The sequence below is a fragment of the Synechococcus sp. CCY 9618 genome (assembly GCF_019038415.1).
GTDB lineage: Bacteria > Cyanobacteriota > Cyanobacteriia > PCC-6307 > Cyanobiaceae > Cyanobium.
In genome coordinates this window covers 1-12926 of the sequence record NZ_JAFKRG010000036.1, presented here as the reverse complement: position 1 = coordinate 12926, position 12926 = coordinate 1, and the positions used below count along the sequence as shown (strand labels likewise).

Below are 12926 nucleotides of genomic sequence, written 5' to 3'. Positions count from 1 at the left end.
GCGATCCACTGATGGGGCGTTCTCCCCTGGGCTCCGGCCCTGGCCCTGAGCTGGTCCTCTGGCCTCTGTCCGCCCTGGCTCTGCCACTGCTGCCGCTGCTGGTGATCCTGCTGTCGGCCCTGGAGGGGCCCCGTCGTCTGGTGATGGTGGTGCCCCAGGGGCAGCGGGTGGTCAGCGTTCCCTTCACCCTGCAGGACGGCTGGCTCGGCAGCCCGCGGCTCGCCCTGACGGCGGAGATCCCTGCCGAAAGCTCCATCGAGCTGGACGTGGCCCTGCTGGACGGGGCGGGCCGCAGCGTCCTGGACCTGGCCAAGGAGGGCTGGCGCGCCAGCGGCACCTGGGCCGAGGATGGAGAGACAGGCACCTGGGAGGAAAGCGACACCGGCGTGACCCTGGGCCTGCGGCCGGGCCGGACGGGTCGTTTCCAGCTGGCCGTGGAGCTGCAGGAGCTGCTGGATGGGGCGGGCCGACCGCTGCCGATGCCCATCGTCGTCCGCGGCAGTCTGCGGAACCATGCCGTTGACGTGCCGCTGCTGCTGTTCACGGCGGCCATGAGCTTCGCGGCGGTGCAGGTGCTGCTGCTGGCCACCTATGCAGTCAGCCGCTGCCGCCGGGTGCAGCGCAGCCCGGAGGCCGCCGCGGGGCTCCGCCTGGAGGCCGCCGGGCCCGGGCTGCTGCGCGTCAGCGTCGCGGCACGCTGGGAACGCCCCCACGACGGTCCCCCGGCGGGGAGCTCCCTGCGCACGGCGGCCCTGGACCTGGTGGTGAGTGATGGCCTGGGGCGGCCCTGGCTGCGCCATCGCGAGATGGTCGGGGTGGGCCGCTGGTCCAACGATGACGACCACTGGCTGTCGGTCCGCCGGCAGCTGTATCTGCGGCTTCCCGAGCGTGACAGCTGGAGGGTCCGGGTGGAGCTGCCCGAGGACTTCCGCGACGCGGGTGAACCCTGGGAGATCGAATGGCTGCAGCTCACCCTGGAGGATGGGGTGGTGACGGCCTGGCCCGTGACTGTTCTGCCCCTGGAAGGGGCGGCCCGGGAGCGCTGAGATGGCCAAGGAACAAGGCCTGCTGCTGCTCGTGGCCGTGCTGGTGGTCGGCATCGGCACCACCACCGCCGTGACCCGTCCCGGTGTGTGGCGTCTCGGCCAGGAGGGCACGCCCCCGGCGGGGAGCAGCGTCCGCTACGGGGGCAGCTACCGCGCCGGCCGATGGGTGCCGGCCACGCCCGGTCGTCAGGAGTGGACGGGCTTCCAGGGGCGTGGGCCTGGTTCAGCCAAGTGACGCGGACCGCCCTTGCTCCCCTGACGGGCCTGCAGGTGCGGGTGCTGCTGGCGGCGGCGGCCCTCTCCTCCGCCGTCAGCCTCGTGCTGGAGCTGATGCTGGCCACCCAGGCCAGCTACCTCCTCGGTGACCATGCCCTGGCCACCGGCGTGGTGGTGGGCACCTTCCTGGCGGCCATGGGCCTGGGAGCCTGGGTGAGCCAGTTCCTCGCCGGCGGTGACGACCCGGGCCTGGTCCTGCTGCGACTGTTCCTGGCGGTGGAGCTCGCCCTGGCGCCCCTCTGCCTGCTGGCCCCCCTGGCCCTGTTCGCCCTCTTCCGCCAGGGGGGGCCGGTGTGGCTCGGCCTGGTGGTGTTCACGGTGCTGGTGGGGGCGCTCGGCGGCATGGAGGTGCCGCTGCTGACTCGCCTGCTCGAGAGCCGCCAGCAGCTTCGCGTCGCCCTGGCCCGGGTGCTGGCCCTCGACTACCTGGGAGCCCTGGTCGGGTCCCTGCTCTTTCCCCTGGTGCTGCTTCCCTGGCTCGGGCTGCTGCCCACGGCAGGCCTGCTGGCCCTGGTGCCCCTGGCCAGCAGTGCGGCCATCGCTGCGGTGTTCCCGGTCGGCCGCCGCTGGCGCTGGTCGGTGGCCGCGGCCCTGCCGGTGATCGCGGTGGCGGGCTGGGGGCTGGTGCCCCTCGGTGACCGGATCGAGGACGGCCTCTACGACGATCCTGTGGTGAGCCGCATCCAGAGCCGCCACCAGCGCATCGTGCTCACCCGTCGCCGCGACGACCTGCGCCTGTTCCTCGACGGCCAGCTGCAGTTCTCGAGCCTCGATGAATACCGCTACCACGAAGCCCTGGTGCATCCGGCGATGGCCATTCAGGGCCATCCCGCCAGGGTGCTGCTGCTGGGGGCGGGGGATGGGCTGGCGCTGCGGGAGGTGCTGCGCTGGCCAGGCGTGGGGCAGGTGGACGTGGTGGAGCTGGATCCGGTCATGCTGCGGCTGGCCCGGGAGCAACCGTTTCTGCGCCGCCTCAACGGCGCCAGCCTGGAGGACCGGCGGGTGCGGCTGCTGGTCGGCGATGCCTTCGAGCAGGTGCGGCAGCTGCGGGGCACCTATGACGTGATCATCGCCGACTTCCCCGACCCGGCCACGGCTCCCCTGGCCCGGCTCTACAGCGTCACCTTCTATGGCCGTCTGCTGCGGCGGCTGGCCCCCGACGGGATTTTCGTCACCCAGGCCTCCACGCCGTTCTTCAGCCCCAGGGTGCTGGCCTCGATCCAGGCCACCCTGGCGGAACTGGACCTGCAGACCCGGCCCTACGGCGTCGATGTGCCCAGCTTCGGTCCCTGGGGCTTCGTTCTGGCCTACCGCAGGGGGATCCGGCCAGGCCCCGCCGTTCTCCCCTTCCAGGGCCGCTGGATCGACCAGGGGCAGCTGGACCGCCTTTTCCCCCTGAGCCGTGATCTGACCCTGCCGCCCGGGGAGCGGGTGTTGCCGAACCGGCTGCAGCGTCCCGTGCTGGCCGACTACCAGCGCCGGGGCCGCTGGCGCGACAACTGAACGGCGCTCCTTCCCGAAGGGAGCCCTCCATAAGCTGAGCGCGCCGGATGGGTTGGTCCGGACCCCGATCGGAACGATGGCTGTCTGGTTCATCCTGCCCCTGCTGCTGCTGGTGGCCGTGGCCCTTCTGCTGATGAGGCGGCAGCGGCTGCGGCGGACCGCACCGAAGCTCCAGGCCCGCACCCTCTTCACCCTGACCACCGGTGACATCGTCCAGTACGAGGGTCGCGACTGGGTGGTGGAGGACCGGCTCCTCTACGACGACGCCGGCTTCCAGTGGCTGGAGTATCTGCTGCGGGACGGCGACGACGGCCGCTGGCTGAGTGTCTGCGAGGACGACTGGCTGGAGGTGGGCTGGCTGGAGGACGTGCCGGCGGGAGAGCTGCAGGGACTGACGGGCGATTTTCCCCCCCGCCTGCGCTGCCGCGGCCAGCTCTACACCCTGAAGGAAACGGGGCGGGCCTCGGTCACCACCGCCGCCCGGGTGATGAACCGCCGGCTGCAGGGTTGCCGCTACGGCGACTACGAAGGGGAGGACGGCCGGATGCTCTCCCTGGAACGCTGGGACGACGGGGTGGATCCGGGCCCGCCGGAGCTGAGCCTGGGGCGCCGCATCGACCCCGCAGCCCCGGTGCTGCTGCCGGGGGATGGCCACTCGGTCTATCGCTGAGCGGCACCAGGCTCCCCCAGCAGGGCCAGGGCGCTGGCCAGGCTGTCGGCGGATTCCGGGGTGCGGTCACGGCGCCAGCGCAGGATGCGGGGGAAGCGCACCGCCAGGCCGCTGCGGTGCCGTTTGGAGCGCTGCAGCCCCTCGAAAGCCAGGGTGAACACCTGCAGGGGCTCCACCGCCCGCACCGGGCCGAAGCGTTCGGTGGTGTGGCGGCGGATCCAGCGGTCCAGTTCGTCGATCTCAGCGTTGTCCAGGCCGGAGTAGGCCTTGGCGAAGGTGACCAGCCGGCCCTCCCCATCCCACAGACCGAAGCTGTAGTCGGTGAAGAGGTTGGCCCGGCGGCCACTGCCGGCCTGGGCATAGAGCAGCACGGCATCCAGCTCCATCGGTGCCAGCTTGTGCTTCCACCAGTGGCCCCGGCGCCGGCCCACCAGGTAGGGGGAGTTGAGCCGCTTCAGCATCAGTCCTTCCGCGCCTGCCTCCCGGGCCTGCTCCCGCAGGACATCGAGCTGTTGCCAGCTGGTCAGGGCCAGGCATGGGGACAGCCGCAGGCGGGCAGGGGCGCTCCGGTTCCGGAGGTCTTCCAGCCACTGGCGCCGCTGGGCCAGGGGCCAGGAGCGCCGGTCTTCCCCTTCGCTCTCCAGCAGGTCGTAGGCCACGAAGGCGGCCGGACACTCCCGCAGAATCGCGGCACCGGGAGCCTTGCGGCCCAGACGGCGCTGCAGGGCGGCGAAGGGGGAGGGCACCGGTGCATCCTGGGGCCAGACGATCACCTCCCCATCCAGCACGGTGCCGTCAGGTAACCCGTCCGCCAGGGTCACCAGATCGGGGAACACCGGGTTGAGCAGCTCCTCACCCCGGCTCCAGAGAAAGCTTTCGCCCCCCCGCTGGATCAGCTGGCCCCGGATGCCGTCCCATTTCCATTCCAGCAGCCAGTCCCCGGGGGCACTTTCCGCCAGGGCGGCGGGGTCGAGGGGCGAGGCCAGGAAGAAGGGATAGGGCCGGCTCAGGGCAGGCTCCTCCCCACGTCCCTCCGCCATCAGGGACCGGTACGCAGCCGCCGATGGCGCGAAACCACCCATGAGCCGATGGGCCAGCAGCGATTCCTCCAGGCCGCTCACCTTCGCCAGGGCACGGAGCACCAGTCCCTGGGCCACGCCCACCCGGAAGCCGCCGGTGAGCAGCTTGTTCCCCACCAGCAGCTCCAGGGGCTCCAGGCCATTCCAGAGCTCGCCCACGGCCTCGGCCTGGGCCGGTCCCTCCAGGGACGCCAGCCTCGGCAGCACCTCTTCCATCCAGACATGCAGGGGCCTGGTCTCCCCTCCCTGCCGATCTGCGGCTGCGCTCTCCGGGGGATGGGCGGGGCGCCAGAGCAGGGCGATCGTCTCCGCCGAATCGCCCACCTGGGCATGGCACTGGTCGAACAGCCAGGCGGGCATGCCGGTCCGCTCCAGGCAGATCTCCCGCAGCCGACGGCCGGTGATCAGTCGCTTGCGCTGCTTCCCCAGCAGGGCATGGAGTGCCCAGGCGGCATCCGCCGGCGGCACCGCGGCGAAGTACCCCGCCAGGGCGTCCACGCGGGCGATGCTGCCGCCGCTGCCATCGAGCTGCTCGAACAGGCGACAGAAGGCCTTCATTCCGGCTCCGGTCCCGGCTCGCCCTCCATGCTGCGTTCCGTCTCGAAGCCCCCTTCCAGCGGATCGGCGCCCAGGCCCTCCACCTCCCGCAGGTAGCGGGCCAGGACATCACTCTGGCCATGGGTCAGATAGATCTGGTGGGCGCCGCTCTCCCGGGCCGTGCGCACCAGCCCGTCCCAGTCGGCGTGGTCGCTGAGCACGAATCCCCGCTCGTAGCCCCGCCGGCGGCGGGCACCACGCACGGCCATCCAGCCGCTGGCGAAGGCCGTCTGGGGCCCGCGGAAGCGCTTCATCCAGGCCGAACGATGGGCGGAGGGCGGCGCGATCACCAGCCGCCCGGCCAGGGAGGCGGAGCGGGGCAGTTCGCTCACGGGCCGGGTGGGCACCATGGCCACCCCCGCCTGGCGGTAGGGCTCCATCAGGGTCTGGACGGCACCGTGCAGCAGCACCTCATCGGTGTCCCCGAGGGCCGCCAGTTCCGCCAGTACCCGCTGGGCCTTGCCGAAGGCGTAGCAGAACAGGATCGAGGTCCGTTCGGGCGCCCCCTTCCACCAGCGACGGATCTGCTCCGCCACGCTGGCTCCCGCTGCCCATCGGTAGATCGGCAGGCCGAAGGTGGCTTCGCTGATCAGCACGTCGGCCCCCACCGGCTCGAAGGGAGTGCAGCTGGGATCGGCATCCCGTTTGAAGTCGCCGCTGATCAGCCAGCGTTCCCCGCCGGCCGTCAGACGGATCTGGGCCGAACCCAGCACGTGGCCAGCGCTGTGGAACGACACGCTGGCATCGCCCAGACGCCATTCCTGGCCGTAGCTGACGGGTCGCAGGTCGATGCCGGTCCCCAGCCGGCGCCGCAGGATGCCTTCGGCGCTGCCGATCGCCCAGTAGGTGCCGCAGCCGGGCCTGGCGTGGTCGGCATGGGCATGGGTGATCAGGGCCCGGGACACGGGTCGCCAGGGATCGATCCAGACGCCGGCGGCGGCACAGTGAAGCCCCTCGGGGGTGAGGCTGATCAGACCATCCGGAGGCAGGTGGGACGTCCGCTTCATCGGCACGGCAGCCAGGGATGGCTCAGGCGCTCATGGCCAGCATCCGTTCGATCGGCACCAGGGCCCGCCGCCGGGTCTCCTCGTCGATTTCGATCGCGGGCGCCATCGTCTGCAGGCATCGCCAGAGCTTCTCCAGCGTGTTGAGGCGCATGTAAGGACAGGCGTTGCAGCTGCAGCCATCCGCTCCGGGAACCTCAAACAGGGTCTTGCCCGGGGCCCGTCGGCGCATCTGGTGCAGGATTCCCGGTTCGGTCAGCACGATGAAGGACGGCGCCGGGCTGGTTTCCGTCCGCTGCAGCAGCTTGCTGGTGGAGCCGATGAAATCGGCCAGATCGAGGAGATGCTGCTGGCATTCCGGATGGGCGATCACCTCGGCGTCGGGGTGCTCCTGACGCAGTCGCAGCAGGGCCTGCTCGCTGAAGGTTTCGTGGACGATGCAGCTGCCGGGCCAGAGGGTGAGCTCCCGGCCGCTCTCCCGGGCCACCCAGCGGCCCAGGTTCTGGTCGGGGGCGAAGAGGATCGGTCGCTCGGCCGGCAACTGGCGCACCAGCTGCACCGCATTGCTGCTGGTGCAGATCAGGTCGCTGTGGGCCTTCACCGCCGCCGAGCAGTTGATGTAGCTCACCGCGATGTGGTCAGGATGGCGGCGGCGGAAGTCGGCGAAGGCATCGGCCGGGCAGGTGTCGGCCAGGCTGCAGCCGGCCTGCAGATCGGGCAGCAGCACGGTCTTGCCCGGGTTGAGGATCTTGGCGGTCTCCGCCATGAAGTGCACACCGCAGAAGACGATCACCTCGGCATCGGTGCTCGCCGCCTTGCGGGAGAGTTCGAGCGAATCACCGATGAAATCGGCGCAGTCCTGGATGGCGTCGTCCTGGTAGTAGTGGGCAAGGATCACAGCCTTTCTCTCCTGCCGCAGACGATCGATCGCGGCAGGCAGATCCCCCGGCGGCGGCATCGGATCGGGCGCTTCTGAGGGGGCCACCCCAGTACCGGTGGGCCGGGTTCCGCTGGTCAGGGTCTGCGTGAAGACCAACCGTTGCCCCATCTCATGCAGGATGATCGCACTCTAGGAAGCGGTTGCTATTGGCTGAGCTGAACATCGCCATTGCGGGGGATCTGCATGATCAGTGGGATCGCAGCGACCATGACCTGCTCGATCGGATCCGTCCCGATGCCCTGCTTCTGGTGGGCGATCTCAGCGACGGAAAGAGCCGGATCCCGGAACTGCTCGCCAGCCTGGAGCTGCCCATGGCCTGCGTGCTGGGCAACCACGATTCGGGCAAGGACGGCAGCGGCCGCACCCTGCGTCGGCAGCTGGAACTGCTGGGAGATCGCCACTGCGGCTGGGGTCTGAGGGAGCTCCGCCCGCCCGGCCTGGCGGTGGTGGGAGCCCGCCCAGGGACGGCGGGTGGCGGTTTTCATCTCTCCAAGGCCGTCCGGGCGGTCTACGGCCCGGTGGGCCTCCACGCCTCCGCCGAGCGGATCAGCCGGGCCGCCCTGTCGGCGGATCCGGCCCTCCCCCTGGTGCTGCTGGCCCATTCCGGCCCCAGCGGTCTCGGCAGCCAGCTGGATGATCCCTGCGGCAGGGACTGGAAGACGCCCGCCTGCGACTGGGGGGACCAGGATCTGGCCCTGGCGGTCGATCAGATCCGCCGTCGCCGCCCCCTGCCCCTGGTGGTGTTCGGTCACATGCACCATGTCCTGCGCCACCATCAGGGGGAGCGGATCAGCTTCCGCAGGGACACCCACGGCACGGCCTTCCTCAACACGGCCTGCGTGCCCCGCCACGGTGTGGACCAGCAGGGTCGGGCCCTGCGTCACTTCAGCTGGGTGGTCTTCCGGGACGGCGAGCTGCGACACATCAGCCATCGCTGGTACGGGATCGACGGTGCCCTGCATTACGAGCAGACCCTGTGGCGAGCGGTCCAGCCGGCGCCAGGCGTGCTGAGTGCCTGCTGATGGCCCTGCGCCGGGCATGCTGATCTATGCCTGCATCAGCAGCCATGGCTACGGCCACGGCTCCCGAACGGCAGCGGTGCTGACGGAACTGGCGGATCTGCGGCCCGACTGGCGTCTGGTGCTCTCCACCGGACTGCCGCAAGCGTTTCTGCGGTTGTCCTTCGGCCGGGTTCCCTTTGAGCACCGACCCTGCCGCTGGGACGTCGGTGTGATTCAGGCGGATGCCCTGGGGGCCGATGCCTCGGCCACCCTGACGGCACTCGAAGCCCTCGAGGCCGAGCTGCCGGAGCGGGTCGATGGCGAGGCCGCGTGGCTCGCGGCCCAGCAGGAGCCGTTGCTGCTGCTGGGGGATGTGCCACCGGCCGCTGCGCTTCTGGCCGGCCGTCTGGGGGCGCCCCTGGTGTGGCTGGCCAGCTTCGGCTGGGATGCCATCCACGCACCCATGGGCCCGGCGTTCCGGCCCTGGGTGGAGCAGCATCGCCGGCGCTATGCCCGGGGCGATCTGCTGCTCCACTGCCCCCTGTCCCTGCCCATGGACTGGGGGCTGCCTGAGGTGCGGCTGGGCCTGACCTGCTCCCGGCCCCGCCTTGAGACCCGCCGGCTGGCGGAGGATCTGGGCCTGCCGGCGGAGCGGGAGCGGGTGGTGCTGGTCAGCTTCGGCGGCCTGGGCATGGCGATCGATCCCGCCTGGATGGCCCGCTGGCCGCAGCATGTGTTCATCGGACCCGATCCCGTCCTGGCGGAGGTCCCCAACGGCCGTCGCCTGCCGGAGGGGGTACGTCCGCTTGATCTGATGCCCCTGACGGGGCGACTGATCACCAAACCGGGCTACAGCAGCTTCTGTGAGGCCTTCAGCCAGGGAGTGGGTATTCATCTGGTGCACCGGGAGGGATTCGCCGAGGCCCCGGTGCTGGAGGAGGACCTGCGCCTCCATGGCCGGCACCGTCTGCTCAGCCAGGACCAGTTCCGCCGCGGGGACTGGCAACTGGATCAGCCCCTGCTTCCGCCCCTGGACGGCCCCCTGGCGGACGACGGGGCGGCTACAGCGGCCCGGGCGATCGTGGCGCTGGCGGAGGGCCGATCAGCAGTCCCTATCGCGCAGACCTTCAGGATTTGATCATCTGTTCAACGAGATCGCGAAAATTCAGTCCCTCCCTGTATCTCGAACGCTGAGCGTCATTCTTGATACTGGTAGACAGTTGTGTGACCGTCACGAAGAGGGAATCGGTTCGGGCCGTTCGTCGGCAAATTACCGCGAAGTTTGAGGGCTAAGAATCCACTTTCCTTGCGACGGGATCACGACGACATCCTGATGTCGTGCTTCCGAAGACATGGAGACATGAGCACAACAACCGGGTGCAATCCGTTCTCCATGAACAGAATGCTCCACTCATCTGCCCTTCGCCTCCCTCTCTTTTGCGGATTTTTCAGAGCTCCCATCTGCTGCTCGCCTTCACCGGCCTCAGCCTTTCCCTGGCAGAGCCGGCCAGGGCCCTTGAGGCCTCCAGCACCTGGACCCTGAACGGGGGGTCCGTCAACGGCCCCAGGTCGGTGGCCGTGCTGCCTGCGGCGGCAGCCACTCCCCGTGTCTTCGCTATCACTCCGGAGCGGCGGGCCCTGCTCAACACCATCCGCTACGCCGAGGGAACCTGGGCCAACGGCCATGACGTGGGGTATCGCATCCTGTTCGGCGGCAGTCTCTTCGACTCCCTCGACCGCCATCCCAACCGGGTGATGCGCACCGCCCGCTACGCCAGTGCCGCCGCCGGTGCCTACCAGTTCATGCCCTTCACCTGGACCATGGTCACCCGGGCCCTCGGCATCGCCGACTTCCAGCCCGAGTCCCAGGATCAGGCCGCCCTGTTCCTGGTGCAGCGTCGCGGAGCGCTCCAGCTTGCCGACCGTGGCGAGCTGACCCCAGGTCTGGCCGCCCGTCTGGCCCCCGAATGGGCCTCCTTCCCCACCCTCGCCGGCCGCAGTTTCTACGGACAGCCCGTGAAGCGTTTCACCGACCTGCGTCGCTTCTACGAGCAGAACCTGGCCCAGCTCCGCGACGAAGCTGCCGCCGTCTGGGAGGACGTGGCCATTCGTCCGCTGCCGCCGGTCTGTGACGACGACAGCCTTTCCTGCCGGCTCGAGAAGGTCGGTGCTGGGGCAGCCAATCCCTGAGCTCCCCGGTCAGGGCGTTCAGCCAGCCGGCGCTCAGGCATCGCCCTTCCCCTCCAGCCGCACCCCTCCCAGGGTTTTCTGGGCGATCAGATAGGCCACCACCGAAGCACCCAGGAACCCCAGGGTGTTGCGCAGCAGCGGCAGCACATCGTGGGTGCGCGTGATGATCGGTCCCATGCCCAGGGCCACGAACAGGATCATCCAGAGGGGGGAGAGCAGCAGCACCCAGGTCCATTCGATCCGGCGGCCCTCCTGGCGTGGGAAGGCCGCGAAGCCCACGATCAATCCGCCGAGGATCGAGGTGCAGAGGGTCAGGATCCATTGCTCCCGCGGCAGGCCAGGAACCACCTGACAGCCACCGATGGCCAGACATCCCTTGACGGCGTGGATCGCCGAGAGGATGGAGCCGTCCTCGCCGTTGTCGCGTACGTAGAACTGGTTGCCGTAGCGGGTCTGGAGCTCCACCCAGAAGGTGCGGGGCATCAGGGCGAACAGGGCCTCACCCACGTTGAAGTTGAGCAGGTTGCCGCCGCGGGGATCGGCCACCAGCAGCAGGCTGCGCTCGTCCAGGTCCCAGAATCCCTTCACCGCCAGGCCCGGGGTGCGCTCGTACTGGGTCAGCACCCGCAGCTTCCAGCCGCTGCTGGCTTCGAACTCCTCCAGCTCCGTCTCCAGCACCCCCCGTTCACCGTCCGTGAGGGCCTTGGCCAGGTCGATCACCGGGGTGGGGTGATCGGGCAGGAGCTGGGGGTTATCCGCCGCGAAGGCGACGCCGGTTTCCGGCAGCAGCCAGGTGAGCAGCACGAGGGCGAGAGCGGCCAGCAGGGCTCCCAGTCGGCTCCTCAGGGGCCCGGACCCCGTGGTTTGCCTCGCGCCCGCTGCCGGCTTCGCTGTCGCCATTGGTTTCCCTTCCGTCGGGCAGCATTCTCACCGAGTCGCTCCGTCGCTGCGTGAAGACCGTCCAACCGGGACCCCGGGCCGTTCCGGCCTGGCTGCGGCAGCGGCTGCTCCGGGCGGGGGGCTCGGTGCCCTTCCTCACCTACATGGAGTGGGTCCTGCATGATCCGGAGCACGGCGCCTATGGCAGCGGCCGCCTCTCGATCGGGCCCCACGGGGATTTCGTCACCGCTCCGTCGCTGTCTGCGGAGTTCGCCCAGCTGCTCGCTCCCCAGGTGGCCCAGTGGCTGGAGCGCCTCCCCCGGGGCGCCCCCCTGGCCCTGGTGGAGACCGGTCCTGGTGAAGGTCAGCTCGCCCTGCAGCTGGCCCAGGCTCTGCAGGCCGGCTGGCCCCATCTGGCCGAACGGACGGAACTGGTGCTGGTGGAGCCGAACGCCGGCATGGCCGAGCGGCAACGGCGGCTCCTTCAGGCCTCTCCCCTGCCGGTGCGCTGGGCCGATTTCACGGCCCTGGCGACGACACCGCTGCGGGGCGTGGTGCTGGCCCACGAGGTGCTGGATGCCCTCGCCGTGGAGAGAATCGAACGCCGTGGCGACCATTGGTGTCGACAGCGGGTGCTGCTGGTCGACGACCGGCTGGCCCTGGAGGCTGCTGAGCCCCTGGCGGAGCCGCTGCTGAGCCAGCTGGAGGGCCTGGGATTGCTCCCCCTCGACGGACGACGCCCGGAGGGCTGGCGCAGTGAACTCCATCCCGGCCTGGCCCCCTGGCTGGCCGCCTGCGCCGGAGCCCTGGCCGAGGGCACGCTGCTGGTGATCGATTACGCCCACGAGGCCCATCGCTACTACGCGCCCCAGCGCTCCAACGGCACCCTGATGGCCTACCGGCTTCAGCAGGCCAGCGACGATCCCCTGAGGGATCCGGGTCACTGGGACCTGACGGCCCACCTCTGCCTGGAGAGCCTGAACGAGGCGGCCCGGGAGGGAGGCTGGTCACTGCTTGGGAGCTGCCGCCAGGGGGAGGCCCTGCTGGCCCTGGGCCTCGCCCAGCGGCTGCACGCCCTCCAGTCGGGGGAGCCGGCCCGGCTGGAGGAACTGCTGAAACGGCGGGAGTCGCTGTTGCGGTTGGTGGATCCTGCCGCCCTCGGGGATTTCCGCTGGATCGCCTTCACCCGAGGCGGACCGACGGGTGGGGGACAACAGCTCCCCCTGTTCCTGAGCCAGCCGGAAGTCTGATGCGCCCGATTCACGCCACCGGTGGCCTGACTTCACATCTCCTCATGATTGTTTGAGCAGGAATGCTCAAACAATTAGGGGATACAGAGGATGAGACGTAGGGTGAAATCCGATCTTGAGGGAATGATGATGTCAACGGCATTCCATGGCGGACAAGGCGGCCAGGTCCACGGAGAATTCAGTACTTCAACCTACCTGCTCAGCCAGGATCCAGCAGCGGGATCGGAGATGTTGATCGCCGTTGAGGAGGAGGCCGGAGATCCTGTCGACCAGTACTTCGCCTGCATCACCACCTGCTCCCTGGATGACGGTGAGTGCATCACGATCTGCACCGAGCAGCTGCGCGAGAGTCACTGAAACCGTTCACAAGTCGATTCAGAACCACTCCGGCTGGGCCTCTTCCCGGGTGTTCACATCGGCTTCCGGGGTGGTGCGGCGGAACTCCATGGTGATGCTGCGCTTCTGTTCCCCGTCGGCGGCCACGGCCTCGA

The 12926-nt window shown here is 69.8% G+C and carries 13 protein-coding genes; 9 read left to right on the top strand and 4 right to left on the bottom strand.

Features of this window, described 5'->3' with window-relative positions; all coding sequences use genetic code 11:
• Positions 1-11 precede the first annotated feature (11 nt).
• The 4 genes from KUG41_RS08865 (at position 12) to KUG41_RS08850 (ending at position 3495) form a co-directional block, all read left to right on the top strand.
• Positions 12-1046 carry a hypothetical protein gene (locus KUG41_RS08865; protein ID WP_216903299.1) on the top strand — a complete coding sequence of 345 codons (1035 nt, stop codon included), beginning with the start codon at positions 12-14 and terminating at the stop codon, positions 1044-1046.
• A gap of 1 nt (position 1047) precedes the next feature.
• Positions 1048-1281: a hypothetical protein gene (locus tag KUG41_RS08860; RefSeq protein ID WP_216903297.1), complete on the top strand. Its 234-nt coding sequence runs from the start codon at positions 1048-1050 to the stop codon at positions 1279-1281.
• A complete protein-coding gene (locus tag KUG41_RS08855) occupies positions 1278-2825 on the top strand; it encodes a polyamine aminopropyltransferase (protein ID WP_371734095.1) in 1548 nt (515 codons plus the stop codon). Before KUG41_RS08860 ends, KUG41_RS08855 begins: the two co-directional genes overlap by 4 nt.
• A 76-nt stretch (positions 2826-2901) precedes the next feature.
• On the top strand, positions 2902-3495 hold the full coding sequence (locus tag KUG41_RS08850) for a DUF4178 domain-containing protein (RefSeq protein ID WP_216903294.1): 594 nt from the start codon (positions 2902-2904) through the stop codon (positions 3493-3495).
• On the opposite strand, the gene KUG41_RS08845 is transcribed toward KUG41_RS08850, so the two are convergent.
• The 3 genes from KUG41_RS08845 to nadA are packed head-to-tail and all read right to left on the bottom strand — an operon-like array spanning position 3486 to position 7133.
• Positions 3486-5132, bottom strand: coding sequence for an ATP-dependent DNA ligase (locus KUG41_RS08845; RefSeq protein WP_216903292.1), 1647 nt, complete (start codon positions 5130-5132; stop codon positions 3486-3488). The genes KUG41_RS08850 and KUG41_RS08845 overlap by 10 nt on opposite strands.
• Positions 5129-6178 (bottom strand): ligase-associated DNA damage response exonuclease, encoded by a 1050-nt coding sequence (locus tag KUG41_RS08840; RefSeq protein WP_216903290.1) that lies wholly within the window; start codon positions 6176-6178, stop codon positions 5129-5131. The genes KUG41_RS08845 and KUG41_RS08840 overlap by 4 nt, the downstream gene beginning before the upstream one ends.
• 22 nt (positions 6179-6200) lie before the next feature.
• Positions 6201-7133 carry a quinolinate synthase NadA gene (gene nadA / locus KUG41_RS08835; protein ID WP_254217044.1) on the bottom strand — a complete coding sequence of 311 codons (933 nt, stop codon included), beginning with the start codon at positions 7131-7133 and terminating at the stop codon, positions 6201-6203.
• Positions 7134-7261: 128 nt separating this feature from the next.
• Here nadA and KUG41_RS08830 point away from each other — a divergent pair, with 128 nt between their 5' ends.
• The 3 genes from KUG41_RS08830 (at position 7262) to KUG41_RS08820 (ending at position 10306) form a co-directional block, all read left to right on the top strand.
• Entirely contained in the window at positions 7262-8137 is an 876-nt protein-coding gene (locus KUG41_RS08830; RefSeq protein ID WP_216903286.1) for a TIGR04168 family protein, read from the top strand.
• Positions 8138-8153: 16 nt separating this feature from the next.
• A complete protein-coding gene (locus KUG41_RS08825; protein ID WP_216903284.1) occupies positions 8154-9254 on the top strand; it encodes a hypothetical protein in 1101 nt (366 codons plus the stop codon).
• A gap of 299 nt (positions 9255-9553) precedes the next feature.
• Complete coding sequence (locus tag KUG41_RS08820; protein ID WP_216903282.1) at positions 9554-10306, top strand: glycoside hydrolase family 104 protein; 753 nt, start codon at positions 9554-9556, stop codon at positions 10304-10306.
• Positions 10307-10339: 33 nt separating this feature from the next.
• On the opposite strand, the gene KUG41_RS08815 is transcribed toward KUG41_RS08820, so the two are convergent.
• A complete protein-coding gene (locus KUG41_RS08815; protein WP_254217040.1) occupies positions 10340-11206 on the bottom strand; it encodes a TPM domain-containing protein in 867 nt (288 codons plus the stop codon).
• Positions 11207-11256: 50 nt separating this feature from the next.
• Between KUG41_RS08815 and KUG41_RS08810 the strand changes: the two genes are divergently transcribed.
• On the top strand, positions 11257-12435 hold the full coding sequence (locus KUG41_RS08810; protein ID WP_371734094.1) for a class I SAM-dependent methyltransferase: 1179 nt from the start codon (positions 11257-11259) through the stop codon (positions 12433-12435).
• 228 nt (positions 12436-12663) lie between these two features.
• Entirely contained in the window at positions 12664-12792 is a 129-nt protein-coding gene (locus KUG41_RS15820; protein ID WP_256438923.1) for a hypothetical protein, read from the top strand.
• Positions 12793-12926 lie beyond the last annotated feature (134 nt).